Source organism: Kribbella sp. NPDC026596, from assembly GCF_040638415.1.
Taxonomy (GTDB): domain Bacteria; phylum Actinomycetota; class Actinomycetes; order Propionibacteriales; family Kribbellaceae; genus Kribbella.
Genome location: NZ_JBEZYF010000033.1, coordinates 1 through 16922 on the forward strand (window position 1 = coordinate 1; position 16922 = coordinate 16922).

Sequence of the window (16922 nt, forward strand, 5' to 3'; positions counted from 1 at the left end):
CAACACCATGACCGGTCCCGGCACCGACAAGGGCGGTACGTCGCTCGGCCACGGGCTGCTCGAACACCAACGGGCGCTGCTCGACTGGCTCGACGGCCTCCAGACACGCCACCCGGACCTGCTGATCGAGAACTGCGCCTCGGGTGCGATGCGGATGGACTACGCGATGCTGTCCCGACTGCACCTGCAATCGACCTCGGACCAGGAACATCCGTTGCTCTACGCACCGATCACCGCAGCGGCCCCAGCCGCGGTACTACCGGAACAGGCCGGCCACTGGGCCTACCCGATCAGCGGCACCACCCAGGAGGAGTTCACGCTCGCCCTGGTGAACGGCATCCTCGGCCGCCTCTACCTCTCGGGCCACCTCAACCAGATGACGGCCGCCGAACTGGACCTGATTCGATCCGCGCTCGCCGCGCACCGCGCCGTACTCGACGATCTCGACACCCTCGTCCCCGCCTGGCCGCTAGGTCTCCCAGCCTGGACGGACGAGTGGATCGCACTGTCACTCAACGGTCCCGACGTCTCGTACCTAGCCCTCTGGCACCGCGCTCCCGGCCCATCCACCATCACTCTCCCCATCCGCCGAGCAAGGATCGATCCTCATTTCCCCACTCGCCTCACCGACTGGACCTACACCTGGACCGACGACGCACTCATCATCACCACCAACACTCCCGAACCCTCCGCCCGCGTCCTCCGCCTGACACCCACCATGGAGCGAACGTGACCGACTCGTCGCGCGGTCCGGCAACTCCGTCAGCCAGCTCTCGACCAGCTCGACGAACTGCGTCGGGCGCTCGTGATGGAGGAAGTGTCCGCAGCCGTTCCACAGGACGACTCGCGATCCGTACGGCAGTGAAAGGCTGAGGTCCCACGCGGCCATCGAGGGAACCGGCCGGACGCAGAGCAAGGGCCGACTCAACGCCGCGAGCCGCGCGGCAGCGGCCGAACGCGCACCGAAGGCGTCTGGATCCGTGTACATCCCCGCATAGCTCTCGGCCAGCACAGGTCCCGGCGTCGCGAGCAGCTGGTCGCGAACCTCGCCGGTGAGCGTCTCCAACTGACGGAGAGCTGCCTGTGGTCCGTCCTGCCTGAGCGCTGCCAGGCGCTGCCTGAACGTCGCTGCTTCTTCCTCATCCGCGCCGTACGCAGGATCAACGACGACAACCGCTGCGACCAGCTCCGGGTACTCGAGGGCGAGCTCGGCGACGATCTGCCCACCCATCGAGTGCCCGATCGCCACGACCGGACCAAGATCCAGCCGTTCGACGAGCGCCGCGAGGTCTCGTGCGTAGTCCGATGGCCGATACCCGTGCCCGGGTACGGGCGAGCGTCCGTGACCGCGCAGGTCGACCGTGACGACCCGGTGCCGCGCGAAGCTCAGGCCGCTCCAAGCCCGGCCGTCACCACCCCAGCCATGCACGAGCAGCAGCGGGTCACCGGCGCCGGTGTCGGTCAACCAGAGCGGGACCGTGACGGGATCCGTCATCAGGACTCACGAGCTTCGACAACCGCCGTCATGAATGGCAGCATAGTTAACGTTTTCTACGCGGTGCCAGGACAGAAATTTTCGACCGGGACAAAGGGGTGGCGCGTGGCCAGAGTGAGCCTCGGGAACCGTCCGACGGTGAAGGACGTCGCCGCGGCCGCCGGCGTCAGCGCCACGACGGTTTCGAGGGTGCTCGGCGGCACCTATCCGGTGAGCGCCTCGACCCGCAAACGGGTGCTGCGGGCCGTGCAAGACCTCGATTACGTGATCAACGCGCAGGCCCGCGCCCTGGTCGGTGGCTCGACCCGAACTGTCGCGTTCGTGGTCCGCGATCTGGTCGGCCCGTTGTTCGCCTACATCGGGCAAGGCGTCGAGCAGCAGGCCACCGCCGAGGGCCGGCTGTGCCTGGTGTGCACTCATCACGGCGATCCGGACCGCGAACTGGAGATCATCGAACTGATGCGCGAGCAACAGGCCGAGGCGGTGGTGCTGGTCGGCGGCGGACTGCGTACTGCGGAACACATCGAGCGCATGGCACAGATCGCTCGGTCCCTGGAGCGGGTCGGGTCCCGCCTGGTGCTCTGCGGACGTCCGCCGATCGGCCCGGATGCCCCGGCAACCGTCGTCGAGTACGACAACGAAGGCGGAGCGTTCGCGGTGACGAACTACCTGCTCTCGCTCGGTCATCGCCGCATCGCGTTCGTCGGAGCCGCGGAGCCTGAACACACCACCACCAGCGCGCGTTTCAACGGCTTCAGCCGCGCCCACGCGGCACACGATCTGGCCGTCGATCCCGACCTCGTTGTCGGCGGCAACTTCGATCGCGAGTCCGGTTACCGTCACGCCAAGGCGTTGCTGGCCAGGGACACCGGCATGACCGCCGTCATCGGCATCACGGACATGGTCGCGACCGGTGTCCTCGCCGCGCTCCGCGAGGCGGGCCTGCGGGTTCCCCAGGACATCTCCGTCGCCGGGTACGACGACATCCCCCTCAGCGCCGACCTCAGCCCAGCTCTGACGACGGTACGCATCCCCCACGAGGAGCTCGGGCGTGCCGCCGTACGGCTCGCACTCCATCGCGACGAGTACGCGCTGGATCAGCACATGATGCTCGGGACCCACGTGGTGATCAGAGCGTCGACCGCTCCGCCCAACGGTCAGACGCGAAACTAGACTCGGCATGGACGGCACGGGAGAGCGAGGACCATGGCACGCAGGAGTACGGCGGGGACGGGCGCCGACGACCGCACCGTCAGCCGTCGCAAGTCCTCGACCTCCCCCACACTGGCCGATGTCGCCGCGCACGCCGGAGTATCGCCCGCGACGGTTTCCCGCGTTCTGGCCGGCAACTACCCGGTCTCCCGTTCGGCGAACCAGCGCGTCATGCGATCGATCCGCGAGCTCAACTACTCCGCCAACACCCACGCCCGAGCCTTGGCCGGAGTGCAGTCGAAGACCATCGCCTTCATCCTCGCCGATGTCCGCGGGCAGTCTTTCGCGGACGCGGCACACGGGGTCGAGCAGGAGGCGTCACGCCGTGGATGGCTCAGCCTGATCGGAACCACCCAAGGCGATCCGGTGCGTGAGCTCGCCCTGGTGCAACTGATGCGTGAACAGCGCGCCGGCGCTGTGATCCTCATCGGTGGTGTGACCGCTGAAGCCGCTGATTACCGCACGAAGATGAAGGATCTGGCCCGCTCACTACACTCCGCCGGTTCGCTTCTCGTGCTGTGTGGACGACCTCCACTGGGCGAGGACGTGCCCACCGCCGTGATCGAGTACGACAACGAGCAGGGCGCCTACGCGATGACCAGCCATCTGTTGTCCCAGGGCCACCGCCGGATCCTCTTCCTTGCCGGTCCCGAGCGCCAGAGCACCAGCATCCAGCGGCTGTCGGGACATCGGCGAGCCCTCCTCGACTTCGGCGTACCGGACGCCGCGGGGTTGGTTGAGCACGGTGTCTTCACCCGGGCGTCCGGCTATCAGCTGACGAAGGCCAGGCTGACCGCGGGTCAGGACTTCACGGCGGTTTTCGCGGCCACCGACGTCGTGGCCGCTGGTGTCTACGCGGCTGCTGCCGAGTGCGATCTGAGCGTCCCCGGGGATCTCTCGGTGGTCGGTTACGACGACGTCGAGCTGGCGCAGGACCTCCGCCCCCGCCTGACCTCGGTCCACGTGCCTTACGAGGAGCTCGGACGAACGGCGGCGAAGATCGCGCTGGACTCCCAGCACCAACAGCCCGACTGGACCGGAGACCACCGGCTCTTCAGGACCCATGTGGTGGTCCGCGACTCGGTCAGCAGGCTCGGCTGAACGGGCGACCGTTCAGCGCCTTTGCCGCAGGTCAGCCAGCGGCCATGGATCGTGCCGGAGGCGCGCCGTCGAGGATCGCCGCGAGGACGTCCGAGAGCGACAGTTCGGCACCGGCGTGGAGTATGACGCACGGGATCTCATAGGCCGCGAGATACGCCCGCTGGCCGTCGGTGAAGTCGACGTCGATGCCGATGACGCCACGGGTGCCCCGGGCGAAGAGCTGCTCCAGCCACAGCCGGGGTACCGGCTCCCCGGCATCAACCGTGGTGACGACGACGGCCAGCCCCGGCTCCCGGGCGAGCCCGGCCAGGCCGGCGAGAACCTCGCCGGCCCAGCCGTTCCGCTGAGTCGCGACCACAACGTCGACCAGGCTCGACTCGTCGCGCCGGTTGCTCGTAGCACCGGATTCCAACGCGTACCCGGCACGGCGCAGTGCGTCACGCACCCGGGCCCTGGTCGCCGGCGCGACGTCCGGATAGGCGCGCAAGACTTTCGAGACCGTCGAGATCGACACACCGGCGTCGCGGGCGACCACTGCGAGCTTCCTCCGTGGGGCGGACATCGAGAACGACCTCACTGACCCTTGAGATACGCGTTCGCCTGCTTCTCCATCTCAGCCTGAAGGTCGGCGAGTCCGGCCTTGTCGACCGCCTTCTTCAGCGTGTCGAGGCCCTTGTCGACGTCGACCGCGCCGATCCACAACGGATTGCCGTACTGCGTCATCGCCGCGCTGACCTGACTGTCCTGCCGTTTCACCGCGGTCACGTCCGGGACGAACGACGCGTACGGATCGAGGGTGAAGTTGCCGTAGCTCTGCGCCCATTCGAACCACGCATCCTCGGTCGGCGTGATGTCCTTGATCTTGAGCTCGAGCTTCTGTCGCCAGCACAGCGCGTAACCGGGGAATCCGTACTGCGAGAGCTGCTCGAACTTGTCCGGCCCGGCCGGCTTCCAGTCCTTGCCCTCGACACCGTAGCTGAGCAGATCGTGGTTCTCCTTGATGGAGACCCAGTCCTCCAACTGCATCGCGCGCTCGTTGCTCTGTCCTTTGGCGTTCAGGACCACGAAGTTGTCGGCCTGGAAGGTCTGGTTGGGCTTGGCGTCCTTGCCACCGCGCAGTGGTACGACGTTGGCGATCTGCGCCGCCGGGACGGCCTTGCGCAGCGGGGCCAGCGACTGGGACGACAGGCCGTCGGTCATCGCCCACCGGGTCGCGATGCGGCCGGCCTCGAACTGCGAACCGATCGTGCTCGAGTCCACGTTCAGTGCGTCCTTGTTGATGATGCCGTCGAGGTAGTACTGGCGTACCTTGCGCAGCGCGTCGACGACCCCCGGAGCCTCCCAGAAGGGAATCGGCCGGGCCGAGCCGGTGCTCTTGCCGTCCTGCGCCAGGAAGAACGGGAAGGAGCCACCGCTGAAGGTCTGCACGCTGACGTGCGGGTTCTCCCAGTCGTGCTGATTCAGCCAGCCGACCGGCGCGAAGGCGACCAGCAACTTGGGCATGTTGGAGGAGATACCGACCGGCGTGATCTTCTCCTTCTGCTTGACGTCGTACCAGTACTTCTCCAGCTGGTCGTACGTCGAGATCTCGCCGAAGCCGAGCTTGTCCGCCAGGTCCTGGCGCACTGTGAAGTGGTGGAACCGGGCGGCGGAGTTCACCTGTGGGATCCCGTACAGCTTGCCGGACCACTTGTTCTGCTCGAGCAGCTGTGGATCGAGGTTCTTGCTCAGGTTCGGGTACTTCTTGATCAGGTCGCCGACCGGAACCAGCGACTTGCTGGCGACCAGCTGGATCATGTTCAGCCAGCGCGCTTGCAGCGCGGTGTCGAAGTTCTCGCCGGCGGTGAACTTCAGCAGCGCCTGCTGCTGATAGTTGGACCACGCGATGAACTGTGGCGCGATGGTGAAGCCGAGATCCGTCTTGAGCTTCTCGTTGACCTTCGCAAGGACTGCGTCCCAGCCGGTGGGGGCGTCACCGGGCAGCAGCAGCGCGAGTGTGTCTGTGGTCTTTCCGGAGCCGGTCGACGAGTCTCCACAACCGCTCAGACCGAGCATGGCTGCGAGGGACAGGCCACCACCGGCGGCCAAGAAGCCGCGCCTACTGAGGCCGGCTGGAGATGTGGCGGGCACAATGCCTCCTGAAGAGTGGTGGGAACCATCAGCCTTTGGTGGCTCCCAAGGTGATGCCTTTGACGAAGTAGCGCTGCGCGAACGGGTACGCGAGCAGGATCGGGCCGATGGTGACGACCGTGAGTGCGAGCCGGAGCTGGTAGACCGGCGTCGTCTGTTGCGCCGCTGTGGGCAGCATCTGCGAGAACGACACGTTCGAGATCAGGTTCTGCAACAGCAGCGGTAGCGGGTACTTGTGGACGTCCGACATGAACAACAGTGCGGTGAACCACTCGTTCCAGTAGTGGACCGCGTAGAACAGGCCGACGACGGCCAGGATCGGCTTCGACAACGGCAGACCGATCCGGAAGAAGATCTGCATCTCCCCCGCACCGTCGACCCGCGCCGAGTCGAGGATCTCCTCCGGCAACTGGCGGAACGCCGACACCTGGATGAACACCAGGAAAGGTGCCACCAGCAACGGCAGGATCACTGCGAAGTAGCTGTTCTGCAGTTTGAGGTACTGGGTGACCAGCAGGTACAGCGGCACGAGCCCACCGCTGAACAGCATCGGGATGTAGGCGAAGATCGCCAGCGGCCGGCTGACGTACGGCAACCGCCGCGCGATGACCCAGCTCAGCCCGGACGTGAAGCTCAGCGCCAGCATCGTGCCGACGAGGGTGATGAAGATGCTTGCGACGTATGCGCTGACGAGTGTCGGACCGGTGAAGATCAGCTGGTACGCCGCGGTCGAGAACGGGTGTGGGAGCAGGCTGTATCCCTTGACTGCCAGGGTCTGCTCGTCGGTGAACGATCCCGAGACGATCACCCAGAACGGAACCAGGCAGACGAGCATGAACAGGCCGACGCCGACGATGCTGATGACGGTGAACGGTTCCAGGCGACGGGAACGTCGCTTGACCGAGGTGCGCTCGGTCGCCTTGGCCAGGCTCGAGGTCATGGTGGTCACAGCAGACTCGTCTCCTTGGAGTACCGGCGCTGGATCAGCACCGCGGTCGACACCAGAACGAAGCCGACCACCGACTGGAAGAGGCCGATCGCCGCGGTGGTGCCGAAGTCACCGATCTGGCGCAGGGACCGGAAGACGTAGGTGTCGATCACGTCGGTGGTCGGGAACAGCGTGCCGTTGTCCCCGACAATCGCGTAGATCGTGCCGAAGTCTCCGTAGAAGATCCGGCCGACGCCCAGCACCAGCAGGACCGCGGCCGTCGGCTTCAGCAGCGGGAGGGTGATCCGCAGCGCCATCTGCGCGCGGCTCGCACCGTCGATCTGGCCGGCTTCGTACACGTCCTCGGGTATCGACGTGATCGCGGCCAGGAAGATGACGCTCATATAGCCGCCCAGCTGCCAGACCTTGACGAACGTCAGGATCCACGGCCATGGTCCCGGCTCCGTGTACCAGCTGACCGTCGGTAGACCGAAACCGGCGAGCGCGTCGTTGACGACGCCCCCGGATCCCGCGGGCCCCGACAGCAGGACCTGGAGCATGATCGCGATGACGACGGGCGAGACGAAGTACGGGAAGAAGATGGTCGACTGTGCCGCTCGCTTGAAGAAGCGGCCGCGGATCTCGTTCAGCATGATGGCCAGCGTCACTCCGGCGGCGAGCGTCGCGGCGAGGAACAGGACGTTCAGCACGATGGTGTTGAGGAGGATCCGCTGCGCATCGCCGGAGCTGAAGAAGTAGCGGAAGTTGTCCAGCCCGTTCCACGGACTCCCGAAGATGCCCTTGCGGATGTCGAACTCCTTGAACGCCACCACCAGGCCGGCCAGCGGCGCGTAACTGAAGACCAGGAAGAACGCGACCGCGGGCACTGCCAGCAACCCCAGCCAGAGGCTGGAGCGAACAGGGGTCCGAGTGGTCATGGCAAGGGCTCCTTCAGCGGAAGATCTAGAAAGCGCTTTCCATCTGCCGAGAAGGTAGCGCTGGCATCTAGACGTGTCAAGGCGTAGCAATCGTTGTCTTTTGTTCTCAGGCTGCGCGGTCGAGATCGGCAGCGCCGATCCCGAAGCGGAGCGGCTCGCCCGCCACGAACCGGCCCAGCTCATCCGCGACGCAGAGGCCGAGACGCGCAAGTTCGTTGCCGTGCGAGCCGGCGATGTGCGGGGTGACGAACGCGTTCGGCAGCGTGAACAACGGTGAGTCGCCCGGCAGCGGTTCAGGTTCCGTGACATCGAGGACCGCCGTGATTCGCCCGGAGATCAGCTCCGCGGTCAACGCCTCGGTGTCGACCAGTTGCCCCCGCGCGGTGTTGATCAGCGTCGCACCGTTGCGCAGCAGGGCGAGTTCGGATCGCCCCAGCATCTGGTGCGTTTCCATGGTCAACGGGGCGTGCACGCTCACGATGTCGCTGGTGCTCAGCAGTGTCCGGAGATCGACGGCCGGTACGCCGAGATCCTCGGCGTACGGGTCGTACACCTGGACCCGGAACCCGAACGGTTGCAGCAGATCGAGCACCTGCCGGCCGATCCGCGAGGCACCGATCAGTCCGACCGTACGGCCATGATTGCCGACGTGCGAATGGATGTAACCGAGCTGGAAGGTTCGATCGCGGCGATATCGCTCCCGCAGGCCGAAGGCACCTTTGCCGGCGAGCAGGATCGCGCCGAGCGTGAACTCCGCGACCGGCACGGCGTTCGCCGCCGCGGCGGACGAGACCGCGATGCCACGCTCCCAGACTTCGCGGCTCAGGTGACCCTTCACGCTCCCGGCGGCGTGCAGCACGGCCCGCAGCTTCGGGGCCGACTCCAGGAACCGGTGATCGACGACCGGGCATCCCCATCCGGTGACCAGAACCTCCACGTCGGCCAGGCGATCCAGGACCCGAGGGTCGTCGAACCGGTCGACGGGGCCGGCCGGATCGAAGAACGCGAACTGCTCGAGGCGCCGGCGGACGTCCTCGGGGAACAACAGCGGCCAATGCTCAGCGGACATGGCGACGAGCGCCGGCAGTTTTTCGGCTACGGGAGGCATGCCGTCAGGTTGGCATAGAAAACGTTAACTATCAGGGGAGCAAAAATTTCGGGAGCTGCTGCGCGCTGGCGGCCGCGGGGCGCCGGTGCGAGGCTCCGACGCGTCCGATCCCTCCCGCTTCCGGGCCGTCACAACGCTGGAGAGTGTCCCGATGGCTTTTCTGAGATCGACCGTACTGGCCGCCGCCCTCGCGGCGCTGCTCGCAGCCGTCGGCGTCGTACCGGTCGCCGCCACGCCCTCGGCGCCGACCGATGATCGGTTGCCGACGCTGACGCCGGTGACATCAAGCGCCGGCTTCGTCCATCCCGGGCTGGCCGTGAGCGCGTCGTCCCTGGAGCTCGCTCGCAAGCAGACGCGTGCCGGGGTCGAACCGTGGGCCTCGTACTACGCCGCGATGACCGCCACATCGTACGGCTCCCGGACCTTCAGCTCCCGCAACCTGGGGACCGTGGTCGACCGGCCGGCCGGCAGCGCCTTCAATTCGCAGGGCATCGAGTCGCGATTCATCGACGACGCGTTCCGTGCCTATACGCAGTCGATCCAGTACTTCATCACCGGCGATCCGGTCTACCGCGAGAACAGCCTCAAGCTGATCCGGATCTGGGCGCACATGGATCCGAACGCCTACGTCTACTACCCGGACGCGCACATCCACAGCGGCGCGCCGCTGATGCGCATGCTGGCCGCCGCCGAGATCCTGCGCTACTCGACTGTCACCGGACCGGCCGACGACGGTTACGACCTCCGATGGAGCGACAGCGACACCGCGGATCTCACCAGCAACCTGATCGTGCCGCTCACCCAGACGTTTCTCTACCGCAACCGCAACTTCATGGGCCAGCACAGCTACTCGCTGATCGGCGCGATCGCCGGCTACATCTTCACCGACAATCTCGCCCGCTATCGCGAGGCGGTCGAGTGGTTCTCGGTCAACTCCGGCAACCCCGACGACGACACCAACGGTGCGCTCAGCAAGGTCATGCCGGTGATCGCCAAGGACGATCCGCGGAACCCGTACCACAAGTCGTTCGTCCAGTTGCAGGAGATGGGACGCGACCAGGCCCACGCCTGGGACGACGTGACCATGCTGACCCAGCTCGCCCGCGTCATCGACGTCCAGGGAACCGAGCTCGATCCGGTCCGCGGCACAGTATCGACGCGGCGCGACGCGGTCTCGGTCTACGCCTTCGGCGGCAACCGGCTGCTGCGTGGCTCCGAACAGTTCTTCGCGTTCATGATGGGCAAGACGATCCCGTGGATCGACACCACCCAGCGCGGCGGCGTGCTGTCCCAGGCATACCGCGGACGGATCTTCGACCCGACCAACGAGCTCTACACCATCTACAAGCAGAAGCTGGGTCCGGCCGTCGCCGCGGTCGCGCCGAGCATCACCGAACTGGCCACCACCCAGGACGCGGGCGCGCAGTTCTACTGGGGCACTTCGCCGTACAACTTCTGGAACAGCAACCCGGACTTCAACCCGGACTCGTGGCTGTCCTTCCCCGCCTCCATCGCCGGATCGACTCCTCCCGTCCAACACGACGCACTTGTGCAGGCGGAGACACGGACGACTCCCCTCACACCTGGTACGTCGGTTGGCGGCGGGTTCGTCCGCATGCGACCCCGCTCGACCGGCACGACGATCGCCGTACGGACGTTGCTGTACGACAATCGCAATGGCTACAGCCCAGTCGGCGTCCGGATCCGCACGAACGGCACAGCCACCCTGCAGATCCGGAAAGAACAGGGACTCGATCCCTACTACACGCTGACGCTCCCGGACACGCACGGCGCCTGGCGGTACATCACCTACGACATGGACACGAGCAAACTCCGCGGAAGCACCGGCGGTGAGTACCTCGCGTACTACACGGTCGTCGGATCACCTGCGGTCACCGTCGACATCGACGCGATCAACCTTCAGGCGAAGACGCAGCTCTCGCCTCCACGGTTCACGCAAGGCTCTGACGTCCGGCTGCTCGCGATCGCCGGTGAACCGCTCTCTTCGACGCTGCCGGCTGCCGACTCCGACCAACTGTCCTATGCCGCCGGGACGGGGCTACCGGCGGGCGCAACTCTCGACCAGACAACCGGCGCCCTGACCTGGCAGCCGACCGCAGGACAGGTCGGTGATCACGACACGTTCGTCGTCGCATCCGACGCAACCACGGACGCCGTCCTGCGCGTGCGACTGACCGTCAGCGCGACCCGCCACGACGCCGTGAACGCCGCGCTGACGGGATACGACAGCGGTACGACGTACGTCCGATCCGCACGCTCTGCCGTCGACACGGCGAGGGCGGCCGCCGAGGCAGACATCGCAACCGCGGACCCGGCGACCTTCGCAGCAGATCTCGTCACACTGCAGACCGCGGTGGCTCGGCTGGAGAAGCTGACGCCGACCATGGCCGACGACGGCTCGTTCGACTATTGGGGCCGTGCCACCTCCCCATCGCTGTCTCAGGTTGCCCTGGGCAACATGCTTGACGGCGACTTCAACACCATCTCCGGCGACCTGACCGCTCCGGCGATCATCGACCTCGGTGCCGGCTTCCGGGTCACCGCCGACGCATTCGGGCTGCAGGCCCGGTACAACTTCGGCAACCGCACCCAAGGCGCCAACGTGTACGGCTCGAACGACGGCAGGACCTGGACCCTGCTCACGTCGCGCGAGACCACCGACACCTCCGATCAAGGTTTCGCGCTCGAGAAGATCCCGGTCCGCGACGAGGCCAAGGGGATGAGCTTCAGGTTCCTCAAGATTCAGGTCGACCATCCCGGCGTGCCCACGGACCCGGCGTACCCGGGACTGTCGAGCTTCAGCGAGTTCCGGATCTACGGCCAGCGGCTCGAGATGAGTACTGCGATGAACTCGGTGTCGATCGCATCCGACGACAGCGACCCGAAACGCGCCCAGAACCGCGACACCGTCACACTGACGATGACCGCGACCGAACCACTGAGCCACGTCGAAGCCTCGGTCGAGGGTCTTGAAGCTCAGGTCACCGTCCAGGACAGCCGGCACTGGAAGGCGATGGTCACGCTGCCCGACGACGTCGCCTACGGTCGCACGCTTCGCTTCACCGTCGACTACACGACCGTGGCCGGCCAGACCGGCGCAACGATCGTCGACACTACCGACGGCACGTCGCTCGATCTCTGGAACACGCGCGTCCGCACAGTCGAGGTGCAGCAAGGCTGGGTGGTCGCCTCCAGTCCGGCCTTTCCCGGCGTAGGCACTCCGGAGGCCAACGGCTGGCGGATGTTCGACGGGAACCTCAACACTTTCACCGACACGACATCCGGCAACGGATGGGTCTGCGTCACTCCCCCGACCGGCACGAACCTGACCTTCGACACCGTTCGGCTCCACCCCCGTAGCAATCTCCCGGGCCGCGCCAACGGCGACCTCGTCCAGGGGTCGGCCGATGGCGGCACGACCTGGACGACCCTGACCACGATCAACGGCATCACCGACGGCAACCAGTGGTACATCTTCCCGCTGGCCAGTCGGGCGTCGTACCCGATGATCCGCATCACCGACCCACACGGCGGCTTCACCAACCTCGCCGAGGTCCAGCTCCTCGTCGGCCCATAGTCTGCCCCGACCACTACGCGAAAGCCGCCGCGGTGGGCGCTGGGATTCGCCGCAAGATGACCAGCGGGATCGGGCGGTCCGTCCGCGAGCCGAACCGTCCGACATCCGGGTAGCGGGCCACCACCTGCTGCCAGAGCTCGTCGCGCTCGACCCCGCCCGCTTCTGTCGCGTGAACCGCAACGACGTCGGTGCCGATCTCGACTGCGGCGTCCGGATGGGTTCGGAGATTGTGCAGCCAGGCGGGATCGCTCGGCTGGCCTCCGTTGGACGCGACGATGACCACGCGGTCGCCGGCATGGCAGGAATACACCAAGGGCGTGACCCGCCGCGTGCCGGTTCGCGCCCCGACGTGGTGCAGGAGCAGGACGGGCGTTCCAGCCAGGGGCCCGCCCAGCCGGCCGCCGTTCGCGCGGAACTCGGCGACCACCTGGCTGTTGTCCGGACCTGTCATGAGGCGAATCCGTAGGTCAGCGCGACCTTGCCACGGTCGAGCTTCCGCACCTCGAGCAGCTCGGCACTGCGTCGTGGTGAGGTCGCGAACAGCGCGGTGCTGTCCGTACCGGCGACGAGCGGGTACGTGATCAACCGCAGCTCGTCGACCAGGCCGGCGTCGATCAGGGACGCGGCGATGCGCGCTCCACCGACAAGGTAGATGTCCTTGCCCGGCTCCTGCTTGAGCGCGGCCACGTCGTCGACCGAACGCAGGAAGGTCGTGTTCGGCCACGACGTGGTCTGCAGGGTGCTGGACAGCACGTAGTGGGGCGTCTGCTTGATGAAGTCGGCCCACTCCCGCTCGGCCGGCGTCGGCGGCTCGCTGGTGAGCCACGCCGGCGTCTGTGGCTTGGTCTGGATCCCGGTCCAGTACGACTCGTAGCCGGGGTACATGCCTCCGCCGAGCAGGCAGGCGTCGATCTGCGGCGTCAGGCCGTAGTCCTCCGACCAGGCCTCGACCCAGTCGGCGGTGCCGTCCGGGCCCTCCACCTTCGCGTCGAGTGACATCTTCATGGCGGCGATGAGCTTGCGCATTGTGTCCTCCGTCTGTGGTGCGGCCGCCCGTCCGTCGGACGGCCTACACAGACAGACCCGCACCGGTCCGCCGATTCGTCGCGCGCAGCGAAAGTTCTATTCGGACGGCAGTCCGAACGCCGGGAACAGGCCGGGATCCTGGAACGCGACCATGCGCGTAATGCCGGTGGGAGAGACGCTCAGCACGATCACCGCGTGCGGGTGGTGGACACCATCGGGACCGCGCGAGTACACGCCCAGCGCGTCCTGATCGTTGGCCCGGGTCCGGACGGTGCGCAGACCACCAGGCTCGAGCAGCAGGGTGGCACCGAGGAAGCGGGCTGCCGGATCGCGGCCGGCGAACCAGGTCAGCAGCGGCGGCATCTCCAGGACGGCGTCCACGCGCAGCAGCTCGGCGACCGCCGAGACGTCCGCACGCTCGATCGCTGCCGCGAACCGCTCGACGAGTCCACGCCGCTCCGCCTCGCCCGGCTCCGCGACGTCGTCGACGGCCGGCGTCGAGCGGGCCACGTCGGCACGCGCCCGCCGCAGTGCGCTGTGCACGGCGGTCGGGGTCGTCTCCAGCAACTCGGCAACCTCGGCAGCCGACCACTGCAGGACATCGCGCAGGATCAGGACGGCGCGGGACCGCGCCGAGAGATGTTGCAACGCGGCGACGAACGCGAGCCGGATCCCCGCTCGCGACATCGCAACCGCCGCGGGGTCGTCCGGGAGGTCACCGAGGAGAACGTCCGGGTACGGCTGCAGCCACGCCACCTCCGGTCCGGCCACCAAGGGCACGTCCGGGTCGGTGCTCGGTGCGCCGAGACCCGATGGCAGCGGCCGACGGCCACGGCGCTCGATCGCGGTCAGGCAGGCGTTCGTGGCGATGCGATACAGCCACGTCCGAGCCGATGACCGGCCCTCGAAGCCGTCGTACGACCGCCAGGCCCGCAGGTAGGTCTCTTGCACCGCGTCCTCGGCCTCGTCGATCGAACCGAGCATCCGGTAGCAATGCGCGAGCAACTCGCGGCGGTACGTCGCGGTGAGCTCGGTGAACTCGACACTCGTCGTCACAACTTCCCAGGCTACTGGGGCTCAACGCCTCCCCGATCCGACCCGCCTTCACGCGAGTACTCGAACCGCCGCGATCGAGGACGGCCCGATCGTCGAGACCCACGTCTACAGGCCAGGCTTGTTCCCGCCACACCTATAGACCGGTCGACCATTTGCACCGCCAAGTTTCGGACGGCCAGCGCCTCACGCCGGGCGGTCCGCGCCGCGCTCGGCCGCCGGGGCAGGCTTGACACTCCTGCCTCGGGAGTCTCGCAGCAACGCGAGGGCGATCGCGGGGAACACCAGCACCGAGAGCAGTCCGGCGCAGACCAGTGCGGCGGCGGTCACTGGTCCCATCAGACCGGTGACGACGCCGATCTGCGTCGCGGTCACGATGAACGGCAGCGACGTCGCCTGCAGGAGGGCTGTTGCCGCAGTCGCCCGGCCGCCCAGGGTGCGCACAGCCAGGTACGCCGGTACGCCGCGGACGACGAGCAGCGCGATCAGGAACAGCGGGACGCGAGCCAGCGCGGCCGGGTCCTCGAGCAAACCACGCAGGTCCAGCCGCAGCCCACTGGTCACGAAGAACACCGGGATCAAGAAGCCGTAGCCCAGGGCCTCCAGCTTGATCCGGAACCTTGGATGTGACGAGGCGTCCCGATCGACCAAGCCGACGACCGCACCGGCCAGGAAGGCACCGAGGATCGTCTCCAGACCGAACCGCTCGGCCAGCGCGACGAATGCGACCAGCAGTACGACCGCGGCCCGGACCCGGATCTCGGCGGTGGTGTCCTGCAACCGCACCAGCACACTGCCGAGCCGTCGCGACCGTCCGGCGGTAGCGACCGCGAGTCCGGTGACAACTACGAGCAATGCGAACAGACCGACCATCACCAAGCGCTCACCAGCACTGCCGCCCTCGGTCGAGAACACCAGTGACAGCACCAGTACGGCGGCGAAGTCGGCGACTGATGCGGCTGCAATGGTGAACTGCCCGACTGCGGTGTCCGCCTTCCGCGCGTCCTTGAGCACTGGCACCACCAGACCCAACGACGTCGCCGACAGCGCCACCGCGAGCAGCAGTGCGCTGTTTACCCAACCAACTGCCGAGAACACCGCACTGGTGATGCCACCCAGCACGAGTGTGACCAGATAGCCCAGTACGGCGAGACGCAGGACCTGTCCGCGCAGTTGGTGGACGTCGATCTCCAGCCCGGCCAGGAACAGCAGAAAGGCCAGGCCGAGCACGGCGACGATCTGGACCGGCAGGTCGACCTCGACCCATCCGAGGCCGTGCGGTCCGACCACGATGCCCGCCACGATCTCGAGGACCACGGCCGGCACCCGGAGCCGCGGGGCCAATCCGAGCAGCAGCGGCGCGAGAAGTGCGATCAACACGACCGCGAAAAGGTTGGTGAACTCCACATCCGGCATATCGGATCAGTGCCGGCGCACCAGGCGGACGTTACAGCTCAATCCCGCGGGAACGTGCGGAACGCGTCCAGCAAACGGTCGCGAGTCGTGGCCGAAAGGCTCTCCGGCTCGACCTCGCCGACCTCGGCGATCGTACGGCGCATCTGCTCGACGTAGATGTCACAGCCGTCGCAGAGCGCGAGGTGTTCGACGAAACGCTGTTCGGTGTCCGGATCCAGGGCACCTTCGAGGTAGGCGGTCACCAATTCGACCAGTTCAGCGCATGTCATGAGTCGTCTCCGGCCGTGCTGAAGTACCGCTCGAGCCGGCCGCGGACTGCTGCGCGTGCCCGGTGGAGAAGGACGCGCTGATTGGCCATCGAGATATCCAGCAACGCGCACACGTCTTCCGCCTTCTGTCCGTCGATGTCACGCAAGGTCAGCACCACCTGCTGCCGGGCCGGCAGGTTGTCGATCGCCGCTGCCACAGTAGCTCTGACCTCGTGCGCGAGTACCTCGGTCTCGGTGGTCGGCCAGCGTTCCGGAAAGGCCAGCCAGCCGCCCGGATACTGGTCGTCCGGACCTCGGAAGCGGCTCGGATCGACGGTCGGATCGTGGTCCGGTCCGAGGCTGGCCCACGGCATGGTCCGCTGCTCCGCGGACTCTCGCTTGCGAGCGATGTTGACCAGGATCCGGTAGACCCAGGTCCGCAACGACGAGCGGCCCTCGAACCGTTCGATGCCCTGGAAGACCGCCAGCCAGGTGTCCTGCACGACGTCCTCGGCGCTCGCCGCGGTCGACACGAACGAGCGGGCCAGTCGCAGCATCGAGCCTGACCAGCCGTTCAGCAGGCACGCGAACGTCTCCTCGTCCCCGGCCCGCAGCCCGGCGACGAGGACGTCGTCCGCCGGCAGAACCACCCCCACAAGCCGACGGTAC

15 protein-coding genes and 1 pseudogene are annotated in these 16922 nt (G+C 67.0%); 4 read left to right on the top strand and 12 right to left on the bottom strand.

What is annotated here, in order from left to right:
* Nucleotides 1-733, top strand: a 733-nt coding sequence (locus tag AB0E63_RS25625) for an alpha-galactosidase (RefSeq protein ID WP_360371141.1), incomplete at its 5' end; no start/stop codon positions are given.
* Between the two features lie 60 nt (nucleotides 734-793).
* Here AB0E63_RS25625 and AB0E63_RS25630 read toward each other — a convergent pair.
* Nucleotides 794-1495: pseudogene (locus AB0E63_RS25630) on the bottom strand (alpha/beta hydrolase); the annotation flags it as partial.
* Between the two features lie 105 nt (nucleotides 1496-1600).
* Here AB0E63_RS25630 and AB0E63_RS25635 point away from each other — a divergent pair.
* Both AB0E63_RS25635 and AB0E63_RS25640 read left to right on the top strand, forming a co-directional pair.
* Nucleotides 1601-2668 (top strand): LacI family DNA-binding transcriptional regulator, encoded by a 1068-nt coding sequence (locus tag AB0E63_RS25635; protein WP_360371144.1) that lies wholly within the window; start codon nucleotides 1601-1603, stop codon nucleotides 2666-2668.
* Nucleotides 2669-2701: 33 nt separating this feature from the next.
* Nucleotides 2702-3808: a LacI family DNA-binding transcriptional regulator gene (locus tag AB0E63_RS25640; RefSeq protein ID WP_360371147.1), complete on the top strand. Its 1107-nt coding sequence runs from the start codon at nucleotides 2702-2704 to the stop codon at nucleotides 3806-3808.
* 31 nt (nucleotides 3809-3839) lie between these two features.
* Here AB0E63_RS25640 and AB0E63_RS25645 read toward each other — a convergent pair whose 3' ends face one another.
* The 5 genes from AB0E63_RS25645 to AB0E63_RS25665 all read right to left on the bottom strand — a co-directional run bounded on the left by AB0E63_RS25645 (nucleotide 3840) and on the right by AB0E63_RS25665 (nucleotide 8912).
* On the bottom strand, nucleotides 3840-4370 hold the full coding sequence (locus AB0E63_RS25645; RefSeq protein ID WP_360371150.1) for a LacI family DNA-binding transcriptional regulator: 531 nt from the start codon (nucleotides 4368-4370) through the stop codon (nucleotides 3840-3842).
* Nucleotides 4371-4381: 11 nt separating this feature from the next.
* Entirely contained in the window at nucleotides 4382-5938 is a 1557-nt protein-coding gene (locus tag AB0E63_RS25650; protein WP_360371153.1) for a DUF3502 domain-containing protein, read from the bottom strand.
* Nucleotides 5939-5966: 28 nt separating this feature from the next.
* Nucleotides 5967-6887 (bottom strand): carbohydrate ABC transporter permease, encoded by a 921-nt coding sequence (locus tag AB0E63_RS25655; RefSeq protein ID WP_360371156.1) that lies wholly within the window; start codon nucleotides 6885-6887, stop codon nucleotides 5967-5969.
* Entirely contained in the window at nucleotides 6884-7804 is a 921-nt protein-coding gene (locus tag AB0E63_RS25660; protein WP_360371159.1) for an ABC transporter permease subunit, read from the bottom strand. The genes AB0E63_RS25655 and AB0E63_RS25660 overlap by 4 nt, the downstream gene beginning before the upstream one ends.
* 106 nt (nucleotides 7805-7910) lie before the next feature.
* Nucleotides 7911-8912 (bottom strand): hydroxyacid dehydrogenase, encoded by a 1002-nt coding sequence (locus tag AB0E63_RS25665; RefSeq protein ID WP_360371162.1) that lies wholly within the window; start codon nucleotides 8910-8912, stop codon nucleotides 7911-7913.
* Nucleotides 8913-9063: 151 nt separating this feature from the next.
* Between AB0E63_RS25665 and AB0E63_RS25670 the strand changes: the two genes are divergently transcribed.
* Complete coding sequence (locus AB0E63_RS25670; protein WP_360371165.1) at nucleotides 9064-12510, top strand: putative Ig domain-containing protein; 3447 nt, start codon at nucleotides 9064-9066, stop codon at nucleotides 12508-12510.
* 13 nt (nucleotides 12511-12523) lie between these two features.
* Here AB0E63_RS25670 and AB0E63_RS25675 read toward each other — a convergent pair whose 3' ends face one another.
* The 6 genes from AB0E63_RS25675 to AB0E63_RS25700 all read right to left on the bottom strand — a co-directional run bounded on the left by AB0E63_RS25675 (nucleotide 12524) and on the right by AB0E63_RS25700 (nucleotide 16909).
* A complete protein-coding gene (locus AB0E63_RS25675) occupies nucleotides 12524-12961 on the bottom strand; it encodes a nitroreductase family deazaflavin-dependent oxidoreductase (protein WP_360371168.1) in 438 nt (145 codons plus the stop codon).
* Nucleotides 12958-13536, bottom strand: coding sequence for a dihydrofolate reductase family protein (locus AB0E63_RS25680; protein ID WP_360371171.1), 579 nt, complete (start codon nucleotides 13534-13536; stop codon nucleotides 12958-12960). The genes AB0E63_RS25675 and AB0E63_RS25680 overlap by 4 nt, the downstream gene beginning before the upstream one ends.
* Nucleotides 13537-13632: 96 nt before the next feature.
* Nucleotides 13633-14592 (bottom strand): sigma-70 family RNA polymerase sigma factor, encoded by a 960-nt coding sequence (locus AB0E63_RS25685; protein ID WP_360371174.1) that lies wholly within the window; start codon nucleotides 14590-14592, stop codon nucleotides 13633-13635.
* Between the two features lie 183 nt (nucleotides 14593-14775).
* Nucleotides 14776-16005, bottom strand: coding sequence for a cation:proton antiporter (locus AB0E63_RS25690; protein WP_360371177.1), 1230 nt, complete (start codon nucleotides 16003-16005; stop codon nucleotides 14776-14778).
* Nucleotides 16006-16043: 38 nt separating this feature from the next.
* A complete protein-coding gene (locus tag AB0E63_RS25695) occupies nucleotides 16044-16274 on the bottom strand; it encodes a zf-HC2 domain-containing protein (protein ID WP_360371180.1) in 231 nt (76 codons plus the stop codon).
* Nucleotides 16271-16909, bottom strand: coding sequence for a sigma-70 family RNA polymerase sigma factor (locus AB0E63_RS25700; protein ID WP_360371183.1), 639 nt, complete (start codon nucleotides 16907-16909; stop codon nucleotides 16271-16273). Before AB0E63_RS25700 ends, AB0E63_RS25695 begins: the two co-directional genes overlap by 4 nt.
* Nucleotides 16910-16922 lie beyond the last annotated feature (13 nt).